Origin of the sequence: Pseudomonas sp. LFS044 (assembly GCF_047978245.1) — a bacterium.
Taxonomy (GTDB): Bacteria; Pseudomonadota; Gammaproteobacteria; order Pseudomonadales; family Pseudomonadaceae; genus Aquipseudomonas.
On record NZ_JBFPFX010000013.1, the window covers coordinates 74,123 to 100,755 of the forward strand.

The 26,633-nt window shown below is 63.7% G+C and carries 25 protein-coding genes and 1 pseudogene; 19 read left to right on the forward strand and 7 right to left on the reverse strand.

All coding sequences use genetic code 11. The features are described 5' to 3' along the window. The first annotated feature begins 230 nt into the window (after positions 1-230). Positions 231-1,544 carry a branched-chain amino acid transport system II carrier protein gene (gene brnQ / locus ACNQPL_RS13215; protein WP_346615138.1) on the forward strand — a complete coding sequence of 438 codons (1,314 nt, stop codon included), beginning with the start codon at positions 231-233 and terminating at the stop codon, positions 1,542-1,544. A gap of 182 nt (positions 1,545-1,726) precedes the next feature. Continuing rightward, positions 1,727-2,476, forward strand: a complete 750-nt coding sequence (locus ACNQPL_RS13220) for a DUF599 domain-containing protein (RefSeq protein ID WP_416466983.1) — start codon at positions 1,727-1,729, stop codon at positions 2,474-2,476. A 67-nt stretch (positions 2,477-2,543) separates the two neighbouring features. On the opposite strand, the gene ACNQPL_RS13225 is transcribed toward ACNQPL_RS13220, so the two are convergent. Next, the gene (locus ACNQPL_RS13225) at positions 2,544-2,819 is read right to left on the reverse strand and encodes a hypothetical protein (RefSeq protein ID WP_346615136.1); all 276 of its coding nucleotides are present in this window, start codon (positions 2,817-2,819) and stop codon (positions 2,544-2,546) included. A 167-nt stretch (positions 2,820-2,986) separates the two neighbouring features. Between ACNQPL_RS13225 and ACNQPL_RS13230 the strand changes: the two genes are divergently transcribed. From ACNQPL_RS13230 to ACNQPL_RS13245, 4 genes are all read left to right on the forward strand, one after another. Further along, complete coding sequence (locus tag ACNQPL_RS13230; protein WP_416466984.1) at positions 2,987-3,463, forward strand: PaaI family thioesterase; 477 nt, start codon at positions 2,987-2,989, stop codon at positions 3,461-3,463. Beyond that, positions 3,460-3,942 (forward strand): PaaI family thioesterase, encoded by a 483-nt coding sequence (locus tag ACNQPL_RS13235; RefSeq protein WP_346615134.1) that lies wholly within the window; start codon positions 3,460-3,462, stop codon positions 3,940-3,942. The genes ACNQPL_RS13230 and ACNQPL_RS13235 overlap by 4 nt, the downstream gene beginning before the upstream one ends. A gap of 70 nt (positions 3,943-4,012) precedes the next feature. After that, on the forward strand, positions 4,013-5,917 hold the full coding sequence (gene htpG / locus ACNQPL_RS13240; protein ID WP_346615133.1) for a molecular chaperone HtpG: 1,905 nt from the start codon (positions 4,013-4,015) through the stop codon (positions 5,915-5,917). Between the two features lie 64 nt (positions 5,918-5,981). Next, positions 5,982-6,707: a dienelactone hydrolase family protein gene (locus ACNQPL_RS13245; protein ID WP_416466985.1), complete on the forward strand. Its 726-nt coding sequence runs from the start codon at positions 5,982-5,984 to the stop codon at positions 6,705-6,707. A 114-nt stretch (positions 6,708-6,821) separates the two neighbouring features. Here ACNQPL_RS13245 and ACNQPL_RS13250 read toward each other — a convergent pair whose 3' ends face one another. Next, entirely contained in the window at positions 6,822-7,685 is an 864-nt protein-coding gene (locus tag ACNQPL_RS13250; RefSeq protein WP_416466986.1) for a pirin family protein, read from the reverse strand. Between the two features lie 115 nt (positions 7,686-7,800). On the opposite strand from ACNQPL_RS13250, the gene ACNQPL_RS13255 reads away from it, so the two are divergent. Together ACNQPL_RS13255 and ACNQPL_RS13260 are read left to right on the forward strand one after the other, a co-directional pair. Continuing rightward, a complete protein-coding gene (locus ACNQPL_RS13255) occupies positions 7,801-8,805 on the forward strand; it encodes an amidohydrolase family protein (RefSeq protein ID WP_416466987.1) in 1,005 nt (334 codons plus the stop codon). Positions 8,806-8,944: 139 nt separating this feature from the next. Then, positions 8,945-9,553 (forward strand): acyl-homoserine-lactone synthase, encoded by a 609-nt coding sequence (locus ACNQPL_RS13260; protein WP_131949441.1) that lies wholly within the window; start codon positions 8,945-8,947, stop codon positions 9,551-9,553. Here the strand turns inward: ACNQPL_RS13260 and fabB are convergent. From fabB to ACNQPL_RS13285, 5 genes and pseudogenes are all read right to left on the reverse strand, one after another. Further along, positions 9,553-10,707: pseudogene (gene fabB, locus ACNQPL_RS13265) on the reverse strand (beta-ketoacyl-ACP synthase I); the annotation flags it as partial. The gene ACNQPL_RS13260 and the pseudogene fabB overlap by 1 nt on opposite strands. A gap of 11 nt (positions 10,708-10,718) precedes the next feature. Beyond that, positions 10,719-11,234 carry a 3-hydroxyacyl-[acyl-carrier-protein] dehydratase FabA gene (fabA, locus tag ACNQPL_RS13270; protein WP_012315334.1) on the reverse strand — a complete coding sequence of 172 codons (516 nt, stop codon included), beginning with the start codon at positions 11,232-11,234 and terminating at the stop codon, positions 10,719-10,721. 201 nt (positions 11,235-11,435) lie between these two features. Continuing rightward, a complete protein-coding gene (locus ACNQPL_RS13275) occupies positions 11,436-13,367 on the reverse strand; it encodes an ATP-binding protein (RefSeq protein WP_416466988.1) in 1,932 nt (643 codons plus the stop codon). Continuing rightward, positions 13,364-14,254: an ABC transporter substrate-binding protein gene (locus tag ACNQPL_RS13280; protein WP_416466989.1), complete on the reverse strand. Its 891-nt coding sequence runs from the start codon at positions 14,252-14,254 to the stop codon at positions 13,364-13,366. The genes ACNQPL_RS13275 and ACNQPL_RS13280 overlap by 4 nt, the downstream gene beginning before the upstream one ends. Continuing rightward, entirely contained in the window at positions 14,254-16,401 is a 2,148-nt protein-coding gene (locus ACNQPL_RS13285) for a TonB-dependent receptor plug domain-containing protein (protein ID WP_346615126.1), read from the reverse strand. The genes ACNQPL_RS13280 and ACNQPL_RS13285 overlap by 1 nt, the downstream gene beginning before the upstream one ends. Before the next feature lie 139 nt (positions 16,402-16,540). On the opposite strand from ACNQPL_RS13285, the gene ACNQPL_RS13290 reads away from it, so the two are divergent. The 11 genes from ACNQPL_RS13290 (at position 16,541) to kdpB (ending at position 26,632) form a co-directional block, all read left to right on the forward strand. Further along, a complete protein-coding gene (locus ACNQPL_RS13290; protein ID WP_346615125.1) occupies positions 16,541-17,566 on the forward strand; it encodes an NAD(P)H-dependent glycerol-3-phosphate dehydrogenase in 1,026 nt (341 codons plus the stop codon). Between the two features lie 56 nt (positions 17,567-17,622). Beyond that, on the forward strand, positions 17,623-17,970 hold the full coding sequence (locus ACNQPL_RS13295; RefSeq protein WP_346615124.1) for a DUF4389 domain-containing protein: 348 nt from the start codon (positions 17,623-17,625) through the stop codon (positions 17,968-17,970). After that, a complete protein-coding gene (gene sixA, locus ACNQPL_RS13300; protein WP_416466990.1) occupies positions 17,967-18,425 on the forward strand; it encodes a phosphohistidine phosphatase SixA in 459 nt (152 codons plus the stop codon). The genes ACNQPL_RS13295 and sixA overlap by 4 nt, the downstream gene beginning before the upstream one ends. Before the next feature lie 111 nt (positions 18,426-18,536). Then, a complete protein-coding gene (locus ACNQPL_RS13305) occupies positions 18,537-18,911 on the forward strand; it encodes a hypothetical protein (protein WP_416467023.1) in 375 nt (124 codons plus the stop codon). Between the two features lie 93 nt (positions 18,912-19,004). Next, positions 19,005-19,793, forward strand: coding sequence for an alpha/beta fold hydrolase (locus ACNQPL_RS13310; RefSeq protein ID WP_416466991.1), 789 nt, complete (start codon positions 19,005-19,007; stop codon positions 19,791-19,793). Continuing rightward, complete coding sequence (locus ACNQPL_RS13315) at positions 19,790-20,644, forward strand: alpha/beta hydrolase (RefSeq protein WP_346615121.1); 855 nt, start codon at positions 19,790-19,792, stop codon at positions 20,642-20,644. The genes ACNQPL_RS13310 and ACNQPL_RS13315 overlap by 4 nt, the downstream gene beginning before the upstream one ends. 108 nt (positions 20,645-20,752) lie before the next feature. Next, positions 20,753-21,547: a DUF4892 domain-containing protein gene (locus tag ACNQPL_RS13320; RefSeq protein WP_416466992.1), complete on the forward strand. Its 795-nt coding sequence runs from the start codon at positions 20,753-20,755 to the stop codon at positions 21,545-21,547. A 12-nt stretch (positions 21,548-21,559) separates the two neighbouring features. Beyond that, complete coding sequence (locus tag ACNQPL_RS13325) at positions 21,560-22,612, forward strand: AI-2E family transporter (protein ID WP_346615119.1); 1,053 nt, start codon at positions 21,560-21,562, stop codon at positions 22,610-22,612. 162 nt (positions 22,613-22,774) lie between these two features. Continuing rightward, positions 22,775-22,864, forward strand: coding sequence for a K(+)-transporting ATPase subunit F (kdpF, locus tag ACNQPL_RS13330; protein WP_082422724.1), 90 nt, complete (start codon positions 22,775-22,777; stop codon positions 22,862-22,864). A 9-nt stretch (positions 22,865-22,873) separates the two neighbouring features. After that, positions 22,874-24,568 carry a potassium-transporting ATPase subunit KdpA gene (gene kdpA / locus ACNQPL_RS13335; RefSeq protein ID WP_416466993.1) on the forward strand — a complete coding sequence of 565 codons (1,695 nt, stop codon included), beginning with the start codon at positions 22,874-22,876 and terminating at the stop codon, positions 24,566-24,568. A gap of 9 nt (positions 24,569-24,577) precedes the next feature. Beyond that, complete coding sequence (kdpB, locus tag ACNQPL_RS13340; protein ID WP_416466994.1) at positions 24,578-26,632, forward strand: potassium-transporting ATPase subunit KdpB; 2,055 nt, start codon at positions 24,578-24,580, stop codon at positions 26,630-26,632. Position 26,633 lies beyond the last annotated feature (1 nt).

The following is a 26,633-nucleotide window of genomic DNA, read 5'->3' on the forward strand; positions in this document are numbered from 1 at the left end:
CGTCCGAGACGGTCAACCAGACGACAAACATGTACGCACATCGGACAAGCAGCACTGTGCCAGTGCGTTTGTGGGGTAAAACGGTTAATCTACGCGTTCACTCTGTGCCCGTACCCCAAAAGGGAACGACACGCTAAACGGGTCTGGCCTATCAAGCCGGGCAGCATTTCCCTCATCCATGGGGAAATCCCTTCTCGAATCCCGATTTCAGCAGTGTGGTACTACCCTAAATGAAAGTTTTAAAAGGCCAGGATATCCTGGCACTTGGCTTTATGACGTTTGCGCTTTTCGTAGGCGCCGGCAATATCATCTTCCCGCCTATCGTTGGCCTGCAGTCCGGGCCGCACGTGTGGATGGCCGCACTCGGCTTCCTGGTGACTGCCGTGGGCCTTCCGGTCATCACCGTGGTCGCTCTGGCCAAAGTCGGTGGCGGCATGGATGCACTCAGCAGCCCGATCGGCAAGTTCTTCGGTGGCCTGCTGGCGGCCGTTTGCTACCTCTCGGTGGGCCCGCTGTTCGCGACTCCGCGGACCGCGACCGTGTCGTTCGAAGTCGGCGTGGCGCCGCTGACCGGCGAAAGCCCGTTGGCGCTGTTCATCTACAGCCTGGTGTACTTCATCGTCGTGCTGGCGGTTTCCATGTATCCGGGCAAGCTGCTCGATACCGTGGGCCGTTTCCTCGCGCCGCTGAAGATCATTGCCCTGGCCGTATTGGGCATCGCTGCCTTCGCGCTGCCGGCGGGCAGCATTGGTGAGGCACAGCCAGCGTATGCTGCGGCGGCCTTCTCCAAAGGCTTCTCCGATGGCTACCTGACCATGGACACCCTGGGGGCTCTGGTCTTCGGTATCGTCATCGTCAACGCCATCCGTTCGCGTGGTGTCGAGTCGCCCAAGCTGATTACCCGCTATGCCATCATCGCCGGCCTGATTGCCGGTGTGGGCCTGGCGCTGGTGTACATCAGCCTGTTCCGCCTGGGTGCCACCAGCCACGACATCGCGGCTGACGCCACCAATGGTGCGGCGGTCCTGCACGCTTATGTGCAGCACACCTTCGGCTCGCTTGGCAGTGGTTTCCTTGCCGTGCTGATCGCGCTGGCCTGCCTGGTAACGGCCGTTGGCCTGACCTGCGCCTGTGCCGAGTACTTCAGCCAGATCCTGCCGCTGTCGTACCGTGCATTGGTGGTGATCCTGGCGGGCTTCTCGCTGCTGATCTCCAACCTGGGCCTGACCAAGCTGATCATGTTCTCCATCCCGGTGCTGACCGCCATCTACCCGCCATGCATCGTGGTGGTGGGTTTGAGCTTCGTCAAAGACCTGTGGAATTCGCCGACGCGCATCCTCGCGCCGGTAATGCTGGTGTCGCTGGTGTTCGGCATCGTCGATGCGGTCAAGGGCAGCAGCATTGCCCACGTGCTGCCAGACTTCATGGCGCACTTGCCGCTGAGCGATCAGGGCCTGGCCTGGCTGGTGCCTTCGGTGGTCACCCTGGTTGGCGCCGTGGCGTGCGACCGTATGCTCGGCAAGCCGCGCGAAGCGCTGGCCTGATGCGTTGAAGCCCGCCGCTGGTACCGGCCACAAGCCGTAGGGTGCCAGCCGCAGGTCGATGCCCTGAACCCCGTATCCTCAAGGATGCGGGGTTTTTTTGTTACAGGGGTGTGCCTTTCCGTGTTTGCGGGCGTCGAAACCCGGTCTCTATTCTTAGTGCACCTGGCCTTCGGGAGCCCTGCATGAATTTCATCCAAAGCAACCTCCACAATTTGCTGGCCGTCAGCTGGTTCGTCCTCTGCTGGGGCGGCTACACCCGCTACGCCATCTGGAAGGGCCGCGACACGGCCTGCCTGGCCAGTGTGCTGCACTTGTACCGGGAAGACTGGATGCGGCGCATGTTGCTGCGCGACAACCGCATCGCCGATGCCAGCGTGATCGGCAACCTGGAGCGTAACGCCTCGTTCTTTGCCTCCAGTACCCTGATTATCCTCGCCGGCATCCTCACCGTGCTGGGTGCCTCGGATCGCGCCTTGTCACTGTTGGCAGACCTGCCCTTGGTGCAGCAGGCGTCGCAGGGGATGTCGGAAATCAAGTTGCTGTGCCTGGCGGCGGTTTTCGTCTACGCCTTCTTCACCTTCAGCTGGTGCATGCGCCAATACAACTTCGCCGCCGTATTGGTAGGTTCCGCGCCAATGATCGGTGAGCGCCTGGTCAATGAACTCGAGCGCAAGGCGTTCGCTTCCCGCGCGGCGAGGGTGTTGTCGCTGGCGGCCAACCAGTTCAACTTTGGCCTGCGCGCTTATTACTTTGGCATGGCCATGCTCACCTGGTTCATCAGCCCGTGGTTGTTCATGGTGGTGAGTGTGGGTGTAGTGCTGATCCTGTATCGGCGCGAGTTCCATTCCGATGTGCTGGAAGTGATGGTATTCACGCCCACCGAAAGTGCACCGAGCGACGCCAGCAAAGAAAACGCCAGCATTAATACCTGAAACGTTTAACCGCTAAGTTGCAGGCACAAAAAAACCCGACACTGTCGGGTTTTTTTGTACGGCGCGATTACTGCTTGGCAGGCTCGGCAGGCGCGGTCGATGGAGCCGGAGTAGCCGGAGCGGCTTCTTCGGCAGCCTTCTTCTCGGCTTCGGCCTGATCTTTGGCGGCTTCGGCGTTTTCCTTGGCAGCGTCGTTCATCTTATCCTGAGCTTCGCCCATCTTTTCCTGGGCTTGCTCGGCGTGTTCTTGTGCGTCCTGGGCTTTGTCTTCGCTCGCTTTATCGCAAGCAGCCAGGCCCATGGCAGCAGCCAGCATCAGAGCAAAAGCAAATGGTTTACGCATGGGGGTGTTTCTCCTTGGTGGAATAAGTGACTTGTTCCTTCGAGTTCGCCCGTGCAGAAATAGTTCCGCATCAGTTACAGATATATAACACCGCGTTCTATATAGACTTTTTACCGGTTTTATGCCGCCGTGGCAGTAATCATGCGCATTGATCAGGGACACTACCAATGACCGATTCAACCTTGATGGCCATGGCCGAACGCTTCTTGTCGGCGCTCAGGCATTGCCAAGTATTGCACATGCAAGTGGCCCATGCGGATGCCGAGGGCATGACCCTGCTGTTGCCCTGGTCGCCTGCCATTGTCGGCAACCCGCAAACCGGTGCAGTGCATGGCGGCGCCTTGACCACGTTGATGGACACGACGTGCGGCATGGCCACGCTTTGCGTGCTGCCAAGCTTTGAGGTGTGCCCGACCCTCGACCTGCGCATCGACTACATGCATCCCGCGCAAGCCGGTAAAGCCATCTACGGCCATGCCCAATGCTACCGGGTCACCCGTGACGTGATCTTTACCCGTGGCACGGCTTACCAGGATGACCCCAGCCAGCCGATCTGCCAGGTGGTGGGCACTTTCATGCGCCTGGGCCAGGGCATCAAAGGCGGTATCCGTTTCGGCAAAGACCTGAAAGAGGGCAGCGCATGATTCCGCAGGATGTCCGTAAACGCCTTAACGAGGCCCACGCCGTTGGCGATTATCAGCCATTGCTGGAACTGATCCCCTACGCCGGCCTGATCGGTATCGAATGCGAGCGTCAGGGCGATGACCTGCTGTTCCGCCTGCCGGCCAATGCCGACAACATTGGCAACCCTTTGCTCCCCGCAGTGCATGGTGGCGTGATCGCCGGGTTCATGGAGCTTTCTGCCGCCTTGTACCTGCTTATTTACAGCGAGAGTGCGAGCATTCCGAAGATCATCGATTTTTCCATCGATTACCTGCGTGCCGGGCATTTTCGCGACACCTACGCGCAATGCCAGCTGTGGCGCCAGGGCCGGCGCGTGACTAACGTGGCGATTACCGCCTGGCAGGGCGATCGGCAAGCGCCGATCGCCACTGCACGTGCTCATTTCAAGATCGAACCGGAAAAGCCCTTGAAATCGTCTGGGCAGCCCCCATCTGCATGACATCCGCCGTTAACGCAGGCCGAATCGGCTGCCCGGCGCCCACTGCCATCAGATCGGAGTTTTGAAGACCATGAGTGTGGAAACACAAAAAGAAACCCTGGGCTTCCAGACCGAGGTAAAGCAGCTGCTGCACCTCATGATTCATTCCTTGTACTCGAACAAGGAAATCTTCCTGCGTGAGCTGATTTCCAACGCTTCCGACGCCGTCGACAAGCTGCGTTTCGAAGCCCTGGCCAAGCCGGAGCTGTTCGAAGGCGACAGCGACCTGAAGATCCGCGTGAGCTTCGACAAGGACGCCGGTACCGTGACCCTCGAGGACAACGGCATCGGCATGAGCCGTGAAGACGTGATCGCACACCTGGGCACCATCGCCAAGTCTGGCACTGCCGACTTCATGAAGAACCTCACCGGTGACCAGAAGAAGGACTCGCACCTGATCGGCCAGTTCGGCGTGGGCTTCTACTCGGCCTTCATCGTTGCCGACAAGGTCGATGTGTTCAGCCGCCGCGCCGGCCAACCGGCTGCCGAGGGCGTGCACTGGTCGTCGAAAGGCGAGGGTGACTTCGAGGTGTCCACGGTCGAAAAACCACAGCGCGGCACGCGCATCGTCCTGCACCTGAAGAAGGACGAGCTGGAATTCGCCGATGGCTGGCGCCTGCGCAACGTGGTCAAGAAATACTCCGACCACATCGCCCTGCCCATTCAGCTGCCCAAGGAGCAGGCTGCCGCCGAAGGCGAAGAACAGCCAGCCGAAGAATGGGAAACCGTCAACCGCGCCAGCGCCCTGTGGACCCGTCCGCGTACCGAGATCAAGGACGAGGAATACCAGGAGTTCTACAAGCACATCGGCCATGACTTCGAAAACCCGCTGGCCTGGAGCCACAACAAGGTCGAAGGCAAGCTTGAGTACAACTCGCTGCTGTACGTGCCGGCTCGCGCACCGTTCGACCTGTACCAGCGCGAAGCACCGCGCGGCCTTAAGCTTTACGTGCAGCGCGTGTTCATCATGGACCAGGCCGAGTCGTTCCTGCCGCTGTACCTGCGCTTCATCAAAGGTGTGGTCGACTCCAACGACCTGTCGCTGAACGTTTCCCGCGAGATCCTGCAGAAAGACCCGATCATCGACTCGATGAAGACCGCGCTGACCAAGCGCGTGCTGGACATGCTGGATAAACTGGCGAAGAACGAGCCTGAACAATACAAGGGCTTCTGGAAAAACTTCGGCCAGGTGCTGAAGGAAGGCCCAGCCGAAGACTTTGCCAACAAAGAGAAGATTGCCGGCCTGCTGCGCTTCGCCTCCACCCACGACGACAGCGGCGAGCAGAGCGTTGCCTTGGCGGATTACCTGGCCCGCGCCAAAGAAGGCCAGGACAAGATCTACTTCCTCACCGGCGAGTCGTACGCGCAGGTCAAGAACAGCCCGCACCTGGAAGTCTTCCGCAAGAAAGGCATCGAAGTGCTGCTGCTGACCGACCGTATCGACGAGTGGCTGATGAGCTACCTCAACGAGTTCGACGGCAAGGCCTTCGTCGATGTCGCCCGCGGCGACCTGGACCTGGGCAAGTTGGACTCCGAAGAAGACAAGAAGGCCCAGGAAGAAGTCGCCAAGGACAAGGAAGGCCTGGTCGAGCGCCTGAAAGGTGCGCTGGGTGACAGCGTCGCTGAAGTGCGTGTGTCCCACCGCCTGACCGACTCGCCGGCGATCCTCGCCATCGGCGAGCAGGACCTGGGCCTGCAGATGCGCCAGATCCTCGAAGCCAGCGGGCAGAAGGTGCCGGACTCCAAGCCGATCTTCGAATTCAACCCGACCCACCCGCTGATCGAGAAGCTCGACAACGAGCAAAGCGAAGACCGCTTCGCCGAGCTGTCGCACATCCTGTTCGATCAGGCGGCGCTGGCGGCCGGTGATAGCTTGAAGGACCCGGCGGCTTACGTTCGTCGCCTGAACAAGCTGCTGGTCGAGCTGTCTGCTTGAGTTGATGCAAAGGAAAGCCCGCTTCGGCGGGCTTTTTTCATGGTGAAGCCTTAAGGAGTGCTTGATGAGCAAGGTAATCGTCGAATCGCTGGTTTATCACCTGTCTGGCAAGACCTATGAAAGCCGCCTGGTGTACGAGCCCGGCGCGCTGGGGCGCCCGGGGCTTGTCATGGCGCCGAACTGGATGGGTATTGGCGAAGGTGCCGAGCGCATTGCCAAGGAAGTGGCCGAGAAGGGATACGTGGTGCTGATTGCCGACCTGTATGGGCAATCGGTGCGGCCGTCCAATGCCGACGAGGCGGGGGCGGCGATGATGCCGTTGAAGAACGACCGCAGCGAGCTGCGCAAGCGCATGAAGGGGGCGCTGGAGCAGCTGCTGGCGCAGTCGAAGGCACTGCTGGAGCCGGGCAAGGTGGCAACCTTCGGCTTCTGCTTTGGCGGTTGCTGCGCCCTGGAGCTGGTCCGTACCGGCGCCGACCTGAAGGCTGCGGTGTCGTTCCATGGCACGCTGGATACCCCGAACCCGGAAGATGCCAAGCACATCAAGGGCTCGGTGCTGGTATTGCACGGCGCGTCGGACCCACTGGTGCCGAAGGAGCAGTTGCCGGCATTCGAGGAGGAGATGAACGCGGCCAAGGTGGACTGGCAGTTGCTGAGCTACGGCGGGGCGGTGCACTCGTTTACCGACCCGAATGCCAATGTACCGGGCAAGATGCAGTATGACCGTCGCACTTCGGAGCGGGCCTTCCGCTCGATGCACAACCTGCTGACTGAAGTGTTCCAGCGCTGATATGGCAGGGGGCGCTTTGCGCCCCATCGCCGGCAAGCCAGCCCCACAGTACTGCGTAGGCCTCTCTTTGTAGGAGCTGGCTTGCCGGCGATGGGCTGCAGAGCAGCCCCAAAATCACCGTGGCAACTCGATCCTCGAGCTTTCCCCAGGTACCCGCGGCCAATCCCCCGAAGCCCAGCGGGCTCTGGCTTGCTCGATCAGGTCCGGGTCACTGGCCACGAAATTCCAGTTCATCCGCCGCGGGCCGTCCAGCGGCTCCCCGCCAATCAGCACCATCTGGCACTCGCCCTGCGCATACAGCGTCATGTCTTCGCCCTCGGGCAGCACCACCAGGCTGCAAGGCTCCACGTCCTCATCGCCCAGCAGCAACTCGCCATCCAGCAGGTAAAGCGCCCGCTGCGCGTGGTCAGTCGGTATCAGCAGCGTCGTTGCCGGCTGCATCCGTACGTGCGCATACAGGGTAGGGGAGAGCACAGGCACCGGTGACTCCAGGCAGAAACCGCTGCCGGCTATCATGCAGATACGCACGCCCAAGGTATCGCTCACCGGCAGGCTGGCTGCGGGGTAATGGCTATAACTCGGTACGCCTTGCTCAAGCGAGCGGGGCGACGCCAGCCACACCTGCAGCCCATGCAAGCGCGAACCGTGCGCCAGCGCATCCGCCGGTGTGCGCTCGACATGCGCCACGCCGCTGCCGGCCGTCATCCAGCTGACATCGCCCGGCAATACACGCTGATTCGAGCCCAGGCTGTCCTTGTGCAGGATCGCCCCTTCGAACAGGTAGGTCAGCGTCGACAGCCCGATATGCGGGTGTTGGCGGATGTCCATGCCATGGCCCGGCGCGTAGTCGGTTTCCAGCATATGGTCGAAGAACACGAACGGCCCGACGCTGCGGCACTGGGCCGAAGGCAGCGGGCGCAGGATCGGCTGGCCCTCGACCGATTCGGCGCGCGGGCGGATGATCAGGGGGCTGCTCATGCTGGGCTCCAGGCGGGGTGCAAGTGCCCCCAGCATAGCTGTTTGCGGTGCATTGCTGAACCGCCAGCTGCGCGGCCGGGTCTACTCTGCTCATACCCGGAGAAGGAAGCTGCCCATGATCGCCAGAGCGCTGGCCTGCCTGCTGTTATGTGGAGGGTTGTGCCAGGCGGCACAGGCGCGTGACTACCGTTACAGCGACGCCCACCTGCACTATGTGGACTTCTTCCAGGAGACCGAGGGCATGCCTGCGCTGATCAAGGCGATGGATGACGCCGGTGTCGAGCACTCGATGATCTCCGGCGTACCGGTGGCCAAGAAGTGGCATGAAGACGAACCCAAGCGCCCGCGCTACTACGCCGGTGACGATGCCGATGCGTATTGGTACAGCGCCACGGACACCTACGTGGCGGCAGCGCTGCAGACATTGCCCGAAGCGCAGCGTAAACGCTTTCATCCGTTCCTGACGGGCTTCAACCCGGTCGACAAGAACGCGGTCAGCCATATCGAGCGCATGCTCGATCTGTATCCCGGGCTGTGGCAAGGCATTGGTGAAGTCTTCACCCGCCACGACGACCTCACGGCCTTGACCAGCGGTGATACGCCCCGTGCCAACAACGAGGCGATGACGCGCATCTATCACCTGGCCGCCGAGCGCGACATGCCGGTGCTGCTGCACTCGAACATCACCTCCAAGCGCGAGCGCAACCCGCTGTACCTGGCCGAGATCGAAGAGCCGCTGCGCAACCATCCGCATACCCGGTTCATCTGGGCACATGCGGGCACCAGCATGGAGATCCATCGGCATCAGACGCAGATGGATTTTCTGCTGCCGGTGCTGACGCGTTTGCTCGAGGACTACCCGAACCTGTATATCGACCTGTCCTGGAGTGTGCTGGAGCCCTATCTGCTGGATGACCAGGGCGCGCCTCGCAAGGCGTGGCTGGCGTTGGTCGAGCGGTACCCGGAGCGCTTCATGCTGGGGTCCGACGTGGTGGGTAAATTCGGTAGCGTGGGTGAGCAGATGCACGGCTTCAAGCCGTTTCTGGATGCTTTGCCGGAGGGGGTGGCGAAGAAGGTGGCGCGGGACAACTTCCTGGCGGTGTTGCCCAGGGCTCGCTAGCTCAGTACACAACCTACAGGCAAAAAAAACGCCCCGAACCAGTCGGGGCGTTTTTGTTACAGCATCAAGGCCTTACTTGCCTTCCCAGCGCTTGAGCACCAGGGTGGCGTTGGTGCCGCCGAAGCCGAAGCTGTTGCTCATGCGGACCTTCGTTCACGAAGAAGGGCGGTTACCACACGAACTTGCAGCGGATCTCGGGCGCTACCGGCGCCGCGTGTTCGTCGAACAACTCGGTTGGGAGCTCCCGTCGGCGAACGAAAGCTTCGAGCGCGACCAGTTCGATCGCGACGATACCGTGTACGTGTTCGCGCGAAATGCCGGCGGCGACGTGTGCGGATGTGCGCGCCTGCTGCCCACGACGCGCCCGTATCTGCTGCAGTCGCTGTTCGCCGACCTGATCGCCGCAGACATGCCGCTGCCGCAATCGGCGGCCGTCTGGGAGCTGTCCAGGTTCGCGGCGACCGACGACGAAGGCGGGTCGGGCAATGCCGAGTGGGCCGTGCGGCCGATGCTCGCGGCCGTGGTCGAATGCGCGGCGCAGCTCGGCGCGCGGCAGCTGATCGGCGTGACGTTCGCGAGCATGGAGCGGCTGTTCCGCCGGATCGGCATACACGCGCACCGCGCAGGCCCGCCGAAGCAGGTGGACGGACGTCTGGTGGTCGCATGCTGGATCGATATTGATCCGCAAACGTTTGCGGCATTAGGAATCAAGCCGGGGCAGGCAGCCCGGCAAGCCATCGCCGCCTGAATGACCGTATCGATCCTGGCGTTTTCTTCGGTTTTGCGCACGATCGGCAGGTCCGCAACTTCCGGGTCCAGCTCGTCGATGTTGGCGGAGCCGGCGATGAAGTTGTTTTCCATCATCAGCAGGCAGTAGATCGCCTCGTGCACGCCAGCGGCGCCCAGCGAGTGGCCCGACAGGCTCTTGGTCGAGCTGATCTTCGGCGCTTTGTCGCCGAACACTGCACGAACACCCTTGATCTCGGCAACGTCACCGACCGGGGTCGAGGTGCCGTGGGTGTTCAGGTAGTCGATCGGGGTGTCGACGGTGGACATCGCCTGCTGCATGCAGCGGATGGCACCTTCGCCGCTTGGCGCGACCATGTCGTAGCCGTCGGAAGTGGCGCCGTAGCCGACGATTTCGGCGTAGATCTTGGCGCCACGGGCCAGGGCGTGCTCCAGTTCCTCGACCACGACCATGCCGCCGCCGCCAGCGATGACGAAGCCATCACGGTCGGCGTCGTAGGCGCGCGAGGCCAGTTCCGGGGTGTCGTTGCGCTTGGTCGACAGGGCGCCCATGGCATCGAACAGGAACGACTGGCTCCAGTGCTCTTCTTCACCGCCACCGGCGAAGACGATGTCTTGCTTGCCCCACTGGATCTGCTCCAGTGCGGTGCCGATGCAGTGGGCCGAGGTGGCGCACGCCGACGAGATCGAGTAGTTCAGGCCCTTGATCTTGAACGGGGTAGCCAGGCATGCCGAAACGGTGCTGCCCATGGTGCGGGTGACGCGGTAAGGGCCGACACGCTTGACGCCTTTCTCGCGCAGGGTGTCCAGCGCTTCCATCTGGTTCAGGGTCGAGGCGCCGCCGGAGCCAGCCACCAGGCCGGTACGCGGGTTGGAAACCTGCTCTTCGGTCAGGCCAGCGTCCTTGATCGCGTCCTGCATCGCCAGGTAGGCGTACGCCGCAGCGTGGCCGACGAAGCGGTAGACCTTGCGGTCGATCAGTTCTTCGAGGTTGAGGTCGATGGACCCGGAAACCTGGCTGCGCAGCCCCATTTCCTTGTATTCCGGGTTGAAACGGATACCCGGACGGCTGTTACGCAGGTTTTCGGTGACGGTAGCTTTGTCATTGCCCAGGCACGATACGATGCCCAGACCAGTGATAACGACGCGGCGCATGCGAATAACCCTTAGAAATTGTCAGTGGAGGTGAACACGCCGACCCGCAGGGCTTCGGCCGTGTAGATCTCGCGGCCGTCAACGCTGACCGAGCCATCGGCGATGGCCATGTTCAGCTTGCCCTTCAGGACGCGCTTGATGTGAATGTTGTAGGTGACTTTCTTGGCGGTAGGCAACACCTGGCCAAAGAATTTCACTTCACCCGAACCCAGGGCGCGGCCACGGCCTGGCAGGCCTTGCCAGCCGAGGAAGAAACCGACCAGCTGCCACATGGCATCGAGGCCCAGGCAGCCCGGCATTACCGGGTCGCCTTCGAAGTGGCAGGCGAAGAACCACAGGTCCGGGGTGATATCCAGCTCGGCGACCAATTCACCTTTGCCGTACTTGCCGCCTTCTTCGCTGATATGGGTGATGCGATCGACCATCAGCATGTTCGGCGCGGGCAGTTGCGCATTACCTGGGCCGAACAGCTCACCGCGACTGCAGCGCAGCAGGTCTTCCCGAGTAAAGGCGTGTTGTTTGGTCATGCGAGCTCCTCAATAACCCCCTGTGGCAGGGGATGAATCTTCCCGGCCAACCCGGCATCTCTCCGAGCGGCAGCCTACAGGTAGACTATTGCGTTGTGGTGAAAGTCACAGCGCACCTGGCGAAAGAAGTACAGGTGTGCACTGAAACGTCTATTTTCAGGGCCGAAGAAGGTCCTGTCCAGTACTTAAGACTGCCGCACTTTAGCATTTATCGCCAGTCGCGGCTGTCTGGCCGGGTAACCAGCGTTGCAATACCCGCTGCAGCTCGGTGCGGCGGAAGGGTTTGCTCAGGTAATCGTTCATGCCGGCGTCGATGCAGCGTTCACGATCGCCCTGCAATGCATTGGCGGTCAAGGCGATGATCGGTAGCAGGCCGCCGTTGGGCAACAGGCGGATCCGCCGGGTGGCTTCATAGCCATCCACCTGTGGCAGCCGGCAGTCCATCAGAATGGCGGCAAACCGATGCTGGCTGACCTGCTCGACCGCCTGAATGCCGTCGTGGGCCACGCTGACCTCAAGGCCCAGGCTACGCAGCATGGCCTCGATGACGCTCTGATTGACCGGGTTGTCCTCGACCAGCAGGATGCGTCCGCCTTGCGCTAGCTGCCCGTGGGTCACCGCTGCGCCTGGCAGTGCTGCAGGCGTGGCGGTGGCCAGTGCCAGCGGCATCTCCAGGGTGAACGTCGAGCCCAGCCCTTCGCGGCTTTCGCCACGCAGCTTGCCGCCCATGCGTTCCGCCAGGGTGCGGGCGATGGACAGGCCCAGGCCGGTGCCGCCATAGCGCCGCGAAATCGAACTGTCAGCTTGCTGGAACGCAACGAACATCATCTCCAGGCGCTCGCTGTCGATGCCGATGCCGGTGTCGCGCACGCTGCAGGTGAACCAGAGCGTCTGGCGGTCGAGTACCTGCCAGCGGGCCTCGACCTGGACTTGGCCACGTTCGGTGAACTTCAAGGCGTTGCCGACCAGGTTGAGGAGGATCTGGCGGATGCGTGTGGGGTCGCCCACCACCTGCAACGGCCCGTTGTCGTCGGGTAGCTGCAGGTGCAGGTGCAAGCCGCGCTGCTGGGCGCTGTGCTGGAACGACTGCACGCTGCTGGCGATCAGCTCGCCCAGGTTGAAGTCGATGTGTTCCAGCTGCAGTGTGGTGCGTTCGATCCGCGAGAAATCGAGGATGTCGTTGATCACCTTCAGCAGGTGCCCGGTGGATTCGCTGGCCACCGCCGTGTACTCGGCCTGTTCGCTGGTCAGCGGGGTGGTTTCCAGCAGTTGCAGCATGCCCAGCACGCCATTCATGGGCGTGCGCAGCTCGTGGCTCATCATCGCCAGGAATTCGGACTTGGCGCCGTTGGCTTGTTCGGCCTCTTCACGGGCCTGGATCAACTGGGCAATGGCCTGCTTCTGTTCCGTGCTGGCCTGTTCAAGGGCGTTGGCCAGGTTGTTGATGTGGTGCGCCAGGTGGCCCAGTTCGCTGTCGTCGACCACCGGCAGCGGCGTGTTGTATTCACCTTGCTGGATAGCCTTGACCGCATGCCCCATGTCGCTGATGGGCTTGGCCAGGCTCATGGCCAGGCGGCGGGCGAGAAGGAAGGTGAACAGTAGCGCGAACAGCGCCAGGATGCCGGCCTTGATCACGATCTCCTGCTGGCGCTGGCTGAAGGCGTCGTCCGACATGCCGACGATCACCCGCCCCAGGTAGTCGTCGCCGATCGCTGGCTGCGGTGCCTTGCCCTGCTGCAGGAAGTCGTTGTCCAGGCGGATCTGCTGCAGGCGGATCGGCGCCTGGAATACTTCCACGCGCTGAGCCCGGTTGGCACTTTCGTCGGACTGCTCGACGTACACCAGGATGTGGTTGCGGCTGTCCTGCACCTCCAGGAAGCGCACATGGGGGATGCTCAACGTGGCGCGTATCAAGCCTTCGAGCACTTCGTTGTTGCCCGAGATGACGCCGTATTCGGACGCTGGGGCCAGCTGGTTGGCGATCAGTTGCCCGGTGTGGTTGAGCTCCTGGCGCAAGTCCTGGATGCGCACGAAGGTGAAGAAACTGATGAGCAGCAAGGTCAGCAGCAGCGCGGGGCCCAGGCTGATGATCTGGGTGCGGGTATGGATGTCCCAGCTCAGGCGTTTGCTCATGGGGTGTGTTCTCCTTCGGCCAGGGCCTTGGCGGTGGCGTTCGGATCGATCGGTTCAAGGCCCAGGGCGCGGGCCACCTGCTGGTTGCCGCTGACGCCGAAGCGTGCCGGGTAAAGGCTGCGGGGCCAGCGTGCTGGCGGATGGTCGAGCAGTTGGTCGAGGACCGCCAGCCAGTCATCCTGGTCGCTGTAGGTGCTGGCCAGTGCGCCAGCGCGGACGAAACCGGCGTTCGGGCCGATCAGCGCCATCTGCCGGCCATAACTGCTGAGCAGCAGGTTCTTGGCGGTCTTGGAGTTGTACAGGTCGGGGTCGTCGAGCCCCAGCAGCACGTCGCTGTTGCCCAGCACATGCTGCAGCGGGCGGCTGTCGCGCTGGTCCGGCCAGTCCTGGGCCACGACCTCCAGCCCCAGCGGGCGCGCCGCCTGGCGCAGTTCATCGAGCAGAAAATGGCTATGCTCGCCGTACAGCACGCCGATGCGCTGGGCCTGGGGCAGCAGGTAGCGGGCCAGGCGCAGTTGCCGGGCCAGTGGCGCGTCACTCCACAACAAGGTCAGGAAGGCCGGGCGCGACTTTCCCAGGCGTTGCTCGGCCTGCACGCGGCTGATGCGCATGGCCAGTGCCGGTGGGCCGGCAGTTTCGCCCAGGCGCCAGTCCAGCGCGGCGCTGTCCAGCAGCACCAGGCGTGTATCTGCCTTGAGCAGGCCGGGGCGGGGCAGTTCGGCGACGGTCTGAAACCGCACCTGGTCATGGCTGCGGCGGCTTTCGAGCGCTGCGGCAAAGCTGCGGATGCCGGGCTGGTCCTCGCCGCCGACCAGCAGGATTTCGCTGGCAGACAGCGAACCCAGTGGCAACAAGCAGAACAGCAGCAGGCGCAGCAGTCGGGCCATCAGAACTCCAGCTCCGCGCTGACACTCAGGCGGTGTCGGCTGTCGTAACGGTTCTGGGCCGTGGTAATCGGCTCGTCGTCCAGGCGCTGCTGCCACAACGCGGCGAGCTCCAGGTTGCTGCCCTGGATGCGCAAGCGTTTGGCCACGCGCAGGTCGAGACGCTCGTAGCGGTACTGGTTGAGCGTAGCGTCGCCGTAATAGAACAGCGCGCTCGACCAGCCTTGGCCCCATTCGCGCATCCAGCCGGCCGAGCCACTGTTGCGGGCCGTGTTGGCGCTGTCGACGGGGTTGCTGGCCCAGGCGTCGACGTAGGCGTAGGTGAAGCGCAGGCGGTCACGCCGGGTGGGGCGCCAGTCCAGCTGCGCCTCGCTGCCGCTGAAGCGGGCCTTGTTGGCGTTGCTGGCGATGTACTGGTTGTTCTTCAAGGGTTCGCTGATCATTCCGGTGATCTCGTCGTAGAACAGCTTCACATCCATGTTCAGGTCGATGTCGCTGAACTGCCCGTTGTAGCCCAGCTCGCGCGAGCGCATGCGTTCCTGGTCGAGGTCGCCCGGCCCGCGCGTCTTGACGAAATATTCGCCGTGCTGCTGGCCGAATGCGGTGGGTGTGAGGTTCTTGACCGTGTAGCTCCAGTTGACGTTGTTCTCGAACATGTCCGGCGAGCGCACGGCTTCGGAGTACACCGCGCGCAAGCCGTGGCGTGGCGTGATCAGGTAGTTGACCGCCATGCGCGGGGTCAACGAGCTGCCGGACAGCTGCGAGTCTTCGAACATCGCGCCGCCCTGCACGATCCAGTGCTCGTCGGCGCGCCACTCCAGCTGGCCGAACAGGCGCCAGGTCTGATCGTCCAGGCTGCCGTCGAAGTAAGTCTGCGAGTCGGCGCGATCATAGCGGTAGTTCATGCCGCTGAGCAGGCGCAGGCTGTCGGTCAGGCTCAGGGTGTCCTGGATTTCCAGGTCGTAGCGGGTTTCGCGGGTGCTTTGGTCGACATCGCCGCACACCACATTGCTGCCACCCTGGTTGTTCCACTGGTTTTTGATGGCGTCGACCAGCGCCTGTTCTTCAGGGTTGCTGCTGCTGGGCGGGTTGTTGGCCCCGCGGGCGACCTGTTCGGCGAAATTCGGGTTCAGTTGCCACAGCCGGGTCAACTCCGGGCTGAACGACAGTGCCGCGTCGCACGCGCGCCAGACCTGCTGGCGGTCGAAGTGCTGGGCCGAGCCCTGCACGTACAGGCTGTGATCGGGGTTGAAATCGATGTTCCAGCGCACCGAGCCTGCATAATCCTTGGCGTTGACGTCTGCGTTGTCGCCGCTTTCGGTCACGAAGGGGAACACCGGCTGATAGGTGTAGGGCCGCTGGTTGCTGCCTTCCTTGGCCGCCAACTGCCATTCCAGCGTCTGGTTCGGCGCCAGGGTGTGGCTGACGCTGAGGTTGAAGCGGTTGAGCCGGCGGCTGTCGCGGTAATCCTGGCCGAACTGGTTTTCATCGAAGCCGTCATCCTTCTGGCCCGATACGGACAGGCGCAGGTCGCCGCCGTCCCAGCCCAGGCCCTGGCTGAGGTAGTAGTCGTCGATGCCGTTCTGGCCGCGGGTCAGCTTCATGCGCGTGCCGTGGCTGTCGGCCGGGTTGCGGGTGAGGATGTTGACCACCGCCATCAGCGCGTTGGCGCCGTAGCTGACGGTGTTGGGGCCGCGGAACACCTCGATGCGCTCGATATCCTCGAGCGCTACCGGGATATCGCTCCAGTCGACCGTGGCCAGGCCCGCGCGGTACACCGATCGGCCGTCGATCAGCACCTGCATGCGCCGGGCTTCGTTGACGCTGGTGCCGTGGTAGTTGACCGTCGGCTGGTTGCCGGCGCCGTAGCCGATCATCATGCCTGGCACCAGGCGCAGCAGCTCGGGAATATCACGGGCGCCGCTGGCACGAATCAGCTCGCTGTCGAGCACGGTCATGCTGCCCGGCACGGCGGCCGGAGATTGTTTCAGGCGCGTGGCGGTCAGAACCTGCGGCAGGTCGGCGTTGTCGATGAACAGGTCGTCGGCAAAAGCCTGGCCACCGAGCAAGGCGGTCAGCAGCAACAGGCGAGGGTAGGGAGGCGTGCCAGGGAACACGATACGGCCTTGTATCAGGGTTGAAACAGGCATGTTAACTGACCGTGGGGGTTTTGCCAGTGATCTGCGGCATGAGTGCCGACCGCTTCACGGGCACTGCCACTGGCTCTGTCGCCTGCGCACCGTATAATGCCCCCGTCGCCACTTCATTAATGGCTCTAACGGATTGAATATGACTCAACAGCAACCTGTTGCAGTTCTGGGAGGCGGTAGCTTCGGCACCGCCGTGGCGAACCTGCTGGCGCAAAACGGTGTGCCGGTGCGCCAATGGATGCGCGACCCCGTGCAGGCCGAAGCCATGCGCGTCAATCGCGAGAACCCGCGCTACCTCAAGGGTATCCGGCTGCATGATGGCGTCGAGCCGGTCAACGACCTGCTGGCCACCTTGCAGTCCAGCGACCTGGTTTTCGTCGCGCTGCCATCGAGTGCCCTGCGCAGCGTGCTGGCGCCGCATGCCGAGTTGCTGAGTGGCAAATGCCTGGTCAGCCTGACCAAGGGCATCGAAGCGCAGAGCTTCAAGTTGATGAGCCAGATTCTTGAAGAGATTGCCCCGCAAGCGCGTATCGGCGTGCTGTCCGGGCCGAACCTGGCCCGCGAGATCGCCGAACATGCGCTGACCGCCACCGTGGTCGCCAGCGAGGACGAAGCGCTCTGCGAACGTGTGCAGGCCGTGCTGCATGGCAGCACCTTCCGGGTCTACGCCAGCAACGACCGTTTCGGCGTCGAGCTGGGTGGCGCGTTGAAGAACGTCTACGCAATCATCGCCGGCATGGCCGTGGCGCTGGGCATGGGCGAGAACACCAAGAGCATGCTGATCACGCGCGCACTGGCCGAGATGACCCGCTTCGCCGTGAGCCAGGGCGCCAACCCCATGACCTTCCTTGGCCTGGCCGGCGTAGGCGACCTGATCGTTACCTGCTCCTCGCCCAAGAGCCGCAATTACCAGGTCGGCCACGCCCTGGGCCAGGGGCTGACCCTGGAGCAGGCGGTCAGTCGCCTGGGCGAGGTGGCAGAAGGGGTCAATACCCTCAAGGTGCTCAAGGCCAAGGCGGAGGAAGTACAGGTATACATGCCGCTGGTGGCCGGCCTGCATGCCATCCTCTTCGAAGGGCGCACGCTGAACCAGGTGATTGAGCGCCTGATGCGTGCCGAACCCAAGACCGATGTCGACTTCATTTCCACCAGCGGTTTCAATTGAGCCACCAGCGTCTCGAATGAGCCTTTAGCGTCTTTGATCAGAGCAAGGAGCGATACATGAACGATACCCCCGAGCGCGCCCAGCGCGAGTCGATCATCCTGCGCGTGGTGTGGATGCTGGTGTTCCTGGTGGTCTGGCAACTGGCCGAACTGCTGCTGGGCGGCCTGGTGCTGGTGCAGCTCATCTACCGGCTGATTTACGGTGCGCCGAGCGCCAGCCTGATGAACTTTGGCGACAGCCTCAGCCAGTACCTTGCGCAGATCGGACGCTTCGGCACCTTCCACACCGACAACAAACCCTGGCCGTTTTCCGACTGGCCTGCCCCACGTGCCCCGGAAGGGGAAGCGCCACATGCCGTGGCCCCAGCCCCACACCCGGTGCGCGACGAGGAGCCCAAGCTGTGAAGCTGTGGGTGCTACGCCACGGCGAGGCTGAGCCACGGGCCAATACCGATGCCGAGCGGCGCCTGACGGCCCATGGCCGTGAACAGGTACTGCGCAGTGCGGCGCATCTGCTCGGCCAACCGCTGCAGGCCATCATCGCCAGCCCCTACGTGCGGGCGCAGCAGACGGCAGCCCTGGTGCATGACACCCTGGGGTTTGCCGAAGCCGTGCGTACCGTGCCCTGGCTGACGCCGGAGAGCAGCGTCCAGCAGGCCATCGGTGAAATCGAGCGCCTGGGCCTTGAGCATGTGCTGCTGGTCAGCCATCAGCCGCTGGTGGGCTCGCTGGTCGGCATGCTCGAGCACGGGCACCTTCAGCAGCCGGCGCCTATGAGCACGGCGAGCCTGGCAGAACTCGAAGGCGATTGGCCGCTGGCGGGCCTGATGACGCTTCGCGCGCTTAATTCACCTGACTGACTGCGGCAACTGGCAGTTTTGCCAGTTGCCGGTAGATTGGATCCATTGTTAGCGTTGGTTCTGGAGCACAAGCGAATCAGTGTGGCATGGAGTGGTGGAATGAGTGGTCTGATGCCAGAGTTGTTGCGTTCGTTGGACCTGCAGCCAACGGTTGAAAGCGTGCAGCGCGGCGTTGTGCTGGATTTTGCCCAGTACAGCCTGCTGCGCGAATCGGCCGATGCCAAGCTTTACCATTTAATGGGCAAGCTGCGCCGCAGAGGCCAGCAGAGCGATACCCGCCATCAGCAAGGCGAAGACGATTTACGCAAGCTGCAGGACGCCTGCCTGCGCGTCTCCCATCTGGTGCAGACCAGTTGCCTGGCGTTGCGGCGGCTGGAGCTCGACTACCAGGACCAGCGCCTTGCCCGAGAGGTTCTGGAGAGTCAGGTGGCCTACATGCAAGCCTGCCTGCAACGTTCCCTGGCGAGCTTTGACAGCAGCGCATGACCTGATTGCCCTTGGCGTTGACCTTTACAGATGTTGCCGAGCATCAGCGCGATGCCGACAATGGGCCATCATCCCCGCTCCGGACCAGGCGCCATGTCGCAGCAGATCTTCTTCGCCCATGCCAACGGTTTCCCGTCTGCCACCTACGGCAAGCTGTTCGCGGCCCTGGCACCGGACTATCAGGTGCAGCACCTGCCCCTGCACGCCCACGACCCGCGATTTCCGGTCAACGACAACTGGCAGAGCCTGGTCGACGAACTGTTGCACCACCTGGCCCGTCAGGGCCAACCGGTCTGGGGCGTCGGGCACTCGCTAGGGGGCGTGCTGCACCTGCATGCGGCGCTGCGTTGCCCTGAATACTACCGAGGGGTGGTGATGCTCGATTCGCCGGTGCTGACCCGTGCCGACCAATGGTTACTGCGCACTGCCAAGCGTTTCGGCTTCATCGACCGCATTACCCCGGCAGGCCGCACCCTTGGCCGGCGCGAAGCGTTCGCCGACCGCGACAGCGCGCGTGACTACTTCGCCGGCAAAAGCCTGTTCCGGCATTTTGACCCCGAATGCCTTGAGGCGTACCTGGAACATGGCCTCGAAAACGCAGAGCAAGGCCTGCGTCTGCGTTTCGACCCGGCTACCGAAATCAGCATCTACCGCAGCATCCCCCACGCCAGCCCGGCACCGGCACGCCAGCTCAAGGTGCCGCTGGCGATGGTGCGAGGTGACCGCAGCAATGTTATCCGGCGCCATCACACGCTGGCCGTGCGCGCCATGCCACGTGGCGAGTATCACAGCGTGCCAGGCGGGCACATGTTCCCGCTGGAACGGCCAACCGACACCGCCAGCCTGATCAAAGGCCTGTTCGACCGCTGGAGCCAGGCATGAGCGCGCATGTCGAGGAAATCCGCCTCAGCCTCGGCCATATCGAATTGGCGGCGCACTTGTTCGGCCCCGAGCAGGGGCTGCCGACGATCGCCCTGCATGGCTGGCTGGACAATGCCAACAGCTTCGCCCGTCTGGCGCCGCAACTGAAAGGCCTGCGTATCGTCGCCCTGGATCTGGCCGGGCATGGTTACTCGGAACACCGCCCGCCGGGGGCTGGCTATGCGCTGGCCGACTATGCCCACGATGTGCTGCGGGTTGCCGAGCAACTGGGCTGGCAACGGTTTGCCCTGCTCGGGCATTCGCTGGGGGCGATCATCTCGGTGCAACTGGCCGGCGCCTTGCCGGAGCGGGTCAGCCACCTGGTGCTGATCGACGGCGTCATCCCACCGACCGGTGCCGAGGCGGATGCCGGGGAACGCCTGGGGCTGGCGCTGCAGGCGCAGCTGCGCCTGGATGGCAAGCGCAAGTCGGTTTACAAGACGCTCGAGGAGGGCGTGCAGGCGCGTATGAAAGGCATGGTTGCGGTCAGCCGGGACGCCGCCGAGCTGCTCGCCCAGCGCGGACTGATGCCGGTCCCCGGCGGCTACAGCTGGCGCAGCGACAGCCGCCTGACCTTGCCATCGCCTGTGCGCCTGAGCCAGGCCCAGGCCATGGCCCATGTGCACCGGGTGAGTTGCCCGGCCTGCCTGGTGGTGGCCGCCGATGGCATGCTGGCACGTCACACCGAGCTGCTGCAGCAGCTAACCTTTGAACAGACGGTGCTGCCCGGTGGGCATCACCTGCACCTGAACGATGAACAGGGCGCGGCCCTTGTCGCAGACTGTATCAATCGCTTCTTTGGCTTTGCTTGACTTGCATCGGACAAGTGTCGAGGCTTGGCGGGTTGAAAGGGAGACAACCATGCAACTGCCAGACATTCTGGAGCTTCACTTCGGCGCCGGTCGCCGTCTGGGCCGCCGATGAGCGCGCCCGTTGCCATGCGCACCGCCGTTTGCGCCAGCCTGCTGTTCGCCAGCCCGTTGCTGTGGGCCGGCAACCTGCCGGTCCCCGTGGACGCCAAGGTGGTCGACCAGCGGCCGGTGGTCGAGCAAGAACGCATCTACCCCATGGGGCCGCTGCGCAAGATCAGCGGCCGCTTGAGGGTCGATGACAAGGTCGAGAGCCGCGGGCAGGTCAGTTCCGTCACCTATGAATTGCCGGTGGAGCGCACCGCCCGCGAAGCGTTCACCAGCGCCCGCGAGAAACTGCAGCGCGACGGTGGCTACCCGTTGTTCTGGTGCCAGGGCCGCGACTGCGGCGAAGCCAGCCTGTGGGCCAATGATGTGTTCGCCAGTGCACGGCTCAATGGCGGTGACGAGCAGCAGGCGTTCATCCTGCTGCGCCGCTCCGCCGAAGAGGCCGATACCCTGGTGGCGCTGTACAGCGTCACGCGCGGCAATCGCCGTGCCTACCTGCATGTGGAAGAGTTCGTCGCCGGCAGCCCGCTCGGTGAGCTGCTGCCCACGGCAGCTACGGTGCTGCGCGAAATGCGCGACACCGGCAAGCTCGACTACCCTGACCTGACCACGCCGCAACCTGCCTGGGTGGCGTTGCTGGGCCGCAGCCTCAACCTCGACAGCACCTTGCGCGCCAGCCTCAGCGGCAACGAGGCCGAGGCTTGGCGCGAGCAACTGGTCAAGGCGGGCGTACGCAGCAACCGGCTCGAGGTCGGCAATGCGCCTACCGACGGCCTGCACCTGGAATTGATCCGTTGAACGAGCGCCACCATGGCCAACAATGATCGCCTGCTGATACAGATCGTCCTGCTGGCCTTGCTCGGGGCTGCCCTGTGGGTGATGGCGCCGTTCATATCGGCGCTTTTGTGGGGGGCGATCCTGGCCTTTGCCAGCTGGCCGCTGATGCGCCTGCTGACGCGGGCGCTGGGCGGCCGCGAAACACTCGCTGCAAGCCTGCTGACCACCGCCTGGATCCTGATCGTGGCCTTGCCGCTGGTGTGGCTGGGCTTCAACCTGGCTGACCACATCCGCGATGCCACCGCCTTTGTGCGTGACGTGCAAGTGGACGGCCTGCCCGAGGCGCCGGACTGGCTGGGTGGCATTCCCTTCGTCGGCGAGCGCCTGGTGCGCTGGTGGCAATCCCTCGACCAGCAGGGCGCGGCGCTGATCGCCTCGGCCAAGCCTTACTTCGGCCAGGTGGGCAACTGGCTGCTGGCGCGCAGCGCACAGATCGGCAGCGGCGTGCTGGAGCTGACCCTGAGCCTGGTCTTCGTGTTCTTCTTCTACCGTGATGGCCCGCGCCTGTCGGCGTTCGTCCTGCGCTTGCTCAACCGCCTGGTAGGGGACCGCGCCGAGTACTACCTGGAGCTGGTGGCCGGCACCGTGCAACGGGTGGTCAACGGCGTGATCGGTACTGCAGCTGCCCAGGCACTGCTGGCCCTCATCGGTTTCCTGATTGCCGGTGTGCCAGGCGCCATCGTGCTGGGCCTGGTGACCTTCATGCTCAGCCTGATCCCCATGGGCCCGCCACTGGCATGGATACCCGCGACGGGCTGGCTGGTGTGGAAGGGTGAGTACGGCATGGCGGTGTTCCTGGGTATCTGGGGCACCTTCGTGATCAGTGGCGTGGACAACGTGCTCAAACCGTACCTGATCAGCCGTGGGGGCAACCTGCCGCTGGTGATCGTACTGCTTGGGGTGTTCGGCGGTTTGATCGCCTTTGGCTTCATCGGCCTGTTCATAGGGCCGACCTTGCTGGCGGTGGGGTACAGCCTGCTGCTGGACTGGAGCCGCAATGCCGGGCAACAGACGCCCCAGCGGTAAGTGCGAACCGGCCCAGCGATTGGGCCGGCACAGCCACCCATGAGTCGCTGATTTTTACGCTTTCTTTATTCCCATCCCCACCCCTCGATCTCGCCCCTTTACGCCCCTCCCTCGGACAATCTCCCCAAAGCGGCCCAAGCCGCACCCAGGGGAGATCTGCACATGAACATGCTCGACGGGCTGTCACTGCTTTTGGCAGTGGCATTGGCGGTTTACCTGCTGGTGGCGCTGCTGCGCGCCGATCGCAGCTAGGGAGCGGCCATGCACAGTTATGACTTCGCGTTGCTGTTGGCGTTTTTCGTCATTGTGCTGCTACCGGCACCGTGGCTCGGGCGGTTCTATTACAAGGTGATGGAGGGCCAACGTACCTGGTTGACGCCACTGCTTGGCCCGGTGGAGCAGGGCTGCTACCGGCTGGCTGGCGTGCGCGCCGAGCAGGAGCAGAACTGGAAGCAGTACACCCTGGCCCTGCTGGCCTTCAACCTCGCCGGCTTTCTGGTGCTGTTCGCCGTGCTGCTGCTGCAAGGCCATCTGCCGCTCAACCCGCAGCACCTGCCCGGCCAGGAGTGGTCGCTGGCCTTCAACACGGCGGTGAGCTTCGTCACCAACACCAACTGGCAGGCCTACAGCGGTGAAGCGTCGGTCAGCTACCTGAGCCAGATGCTCGGCATGACCGTGCAGAACTTCGTCAGTGCCGCCACCGGCCTGGCCGTGCTGGTCGCGCTGTGCCGCGGCATCGCCCGGCGCTCCACCAGCAGCCTGGGTAACTTCTGGGTCGACATGACCCGTGCCACCCTTTATGGCCTGCTGCCGCTATGCCTGTTGCTGGCGCTGCTGCTGGTGTGGCAAGGCGTGCCGCAGACCTTCGCCGATTACGCCCACGCCGTAACCCTGCAAGGCGCCGACCAGACCATCCCGCTGGGCCCTGCCGCCAGCCAGATCGCGATCAAGCAGTTGGGCACCAACGGTGGCGGCTTCTTCGGCGTCAACTCGGCGCACCCGTTCGAGAACCCTACGGCCTGGAGCAACCTGTTCGAAGTGGCCGCGATCATCCTGATTCCGGTCGCCTTGGTGTTTACCTTCGGCCACTACGTCAAGGACCTGCGCCAGAGCCGCGCGATCCTGGCCTGCATGCTCGGCCTGTTCCTGATTGGCGGTGCGACTGCGCTGTGGTCGGAGCACCAGCCGAACCCGGCACTGGAAAGTGCACAGGTGCAGCAGAGCGCGCCGATGGAAGGCAAGGAGAGCCGCTTCGGCACCACCGGTTCTGTGCTGTGGACGGTGACCACCACTGCAGCGTCCAACGGCTCGGTCAACGCCATGCACGACAGCCTCAACCCGCTGACCGGCATGGTTGCGATGGTCAACATGATGGTGGGTGAAGTGATCTTCGGTGGCGTCGGCGCCGGGCTGTACGGGATGCTGCTGTTCGTGCTGATCGCGGTGTTCCTGGCGGGCCTGATGATTGGCCGCACGCCGGAATACCTTGGCAAGAAACTGCAGGCGCGGGAAGTGCAGTTGCTGGTTGCGACACTGCTGGTAATGCCGGTCGGTGTGCTGGTGCTGGGCGCCATTGCCGCCAGCCTGCCGGGCCCCGCTGGGGCGGTCAGCAACCCTGGCGCCCATGGCTTCAGCCAGTTGCTCTACGCCTACACCTCCGGCACCGCCAACAACGGTTCGGCGTTCGCCGGGTTCGGCGCCAACACGGTGTTCCACAACGTGATGATCGGCCTGGCCATGCTGATCGGCCGCTTCGGCTACATCCTGCCAATTCTGGCCTTGGCTGGCAGCTTGGCGGCGAAGAAAAGCGCGCCACAAGGGCTGAACAGCTTCCCCACGCATGGCCCGTTGTTCACTGGCCTGCTGCTGCTGACCATCCTGCTGGTCGGCGGCCTGACCTTCCTGCCGACCCTGGCCCTTGGGCCAATCGCCGAACACCTGAGCCTGGGTTTCTGAGGACCGATCATGAACATGCCCATTCCTGAAGTGAATGCCCCGCGCAGCGCCAAGGACCAGACCCGCATTGGCGCGCTGTGGCGCCCGGCGCTGGTGCAGGCGTTCGTCAAGCTCGACCCACGGCAGCTCAAGCGCTCGCCGGTGATGCTGGTGGTCGCCCTGACCGCGGTGTTGACCACCGTGCTGTGCTTCGCACCCGGCAGTGGTGTCAGTACCGGCGTTGCCGTGCAGATTGCCCTGTGGCTGTGGTTCACCGTGCTGTTCGCCAACTTCGCCGAAGCGTTGGCCGAGGGCCGCGGCAAGGCACGCGCCGACAGCCTCAAGGCGGGTAGCCAAGGCCTGACTGCCCAGCGTCGCAAGCACGACGGTGCTTTCGAAACCGTCAGCGCAACCCAGCTGCGCAAGGATGACGTGGTCCGCGTCGTCGCCGGCGACATGATCCCCGGTGACGGCGAGGTGCTCGAAGGCATCGCTGCCGTCAACGAGGCGGCCATCACCGGCGAGTCCGCACCGGTGATCCGCGAGTCCGGCGGTGACCGCTCTGCCGTTACCGGCAACACCCGGCTGGTATCCGACTGGTTGCTGATCCGCATCACCAGTAACCCGGGCGAATCGACACTGGACCGCATGATCGCCTTGGTCGAAGGCGCGAAACGGCAGAAGACCCCCAATGAAATCGCGCTGGATATCCTGCTGATCGGCCTGACGCTGATCTTCCTGGTGGTAGTGGTGACCCTGCAGCCGTTCGCCCACTTTGCCGGTGGCAGCCTGCCGTTGATCTTCCTCGCGGCGCTGCTGGTGACGCTGATCCCCACCACCATCGGCGGCCTGCTCTCGGCCATCGGCATCGCCGGCATGGACCGCCTGGTGCGCCTGAATGTGATTGCCCGCTCGGGCCGTGCGGTGGAGGCGGCCGGTGATGTGCATACGCTGATGCTCGACAAGACCGGCACCATCACCTTCGGCAACCGCCGCTGCAGCGCCTTGCATGCCGCCACGGGCGTAACCGCCAAGGAGCTGGGCGAGGGCGCCTTGCTCGCTTCGCTGGCCGATGACACTGCCGAAGGCAAGTCGATCGTCGAGTACCTGCGCCAGTTGCACGACTTCGTCGAGCCGGCAGCCGGGCAGTTCGAGGCCATTGCCTTCAGCGCCGAAACGCGCCTGTCGGGCATCGACTTGCAGCAACACCGTTACCGCAAAGGGGCTGTGGATGCGGTTCTGGCCTTCGTCGGCATGCAACGCCTGGAGATGCCGGCCGCGCTGGCCCGCGAAATCGAGCGCATCGCCCAAAGCGGTGGCACGCCGCTGCTGGTATGTGTGGACAAGCGCCTGCTGGGCGTGATCCACCTCAAGGACGTGGTCAAGCCGGGCATCCGCGAACGTTTCGCCGAACTGCGCAAGCTGGGCATCCGCACGGTGATGGTGACTGGCGACAACCCGCTGACCGCCGCCGCCATTGCCGCCGAGGCCGGGGTGGATGATGTGCTGGCCGAGGCCACGCCAGAGAAGAAGCTGGCGCGCATCCGCCAGGAACAGAACGACGGCCGCCTGGTGGCGATGTGCGGCGACGGTGCCAACGACGCCCCGGCACTGGCCCAGGCTGACGTGGGCATGGCCATGAACGACGGCACCCAGGCGGCGCGCGAGGCAGCCAACATGGTCGACCTGGACAGCGACCCGACCAAGCTGCTGGATGTGGTGCAGGTCGGCAAGGAGCTGTTGGTTACCCGTGGCGCGCTGACCACCTTTTCCATTGCCAACGACGTGGCCAAGTACTTCGCTATCCTGCCGGCGCTGTTTGCCGCCATCTACCCACAACTGGGCGTGCTCAACCTGATGCACCTGGCCAGCCCGCAGAGTGCGATCCTTTCGGCCATCGTGTTCAACGCACTGATCATCATCGCGCTGATCCCCCTGGCCCTGCGCGGTGTGCGCGTGCAGGCCGCCAGCGCTGCCCACCTGCTGCGGCGCAACCTGCTGATCTACGGCCTGGGCGGCATCATCGTGCCGTTTGCCGGGATCAAGCTGATCGACCTGCTGCTCAACGCTCTGCACCTGGTCTGAG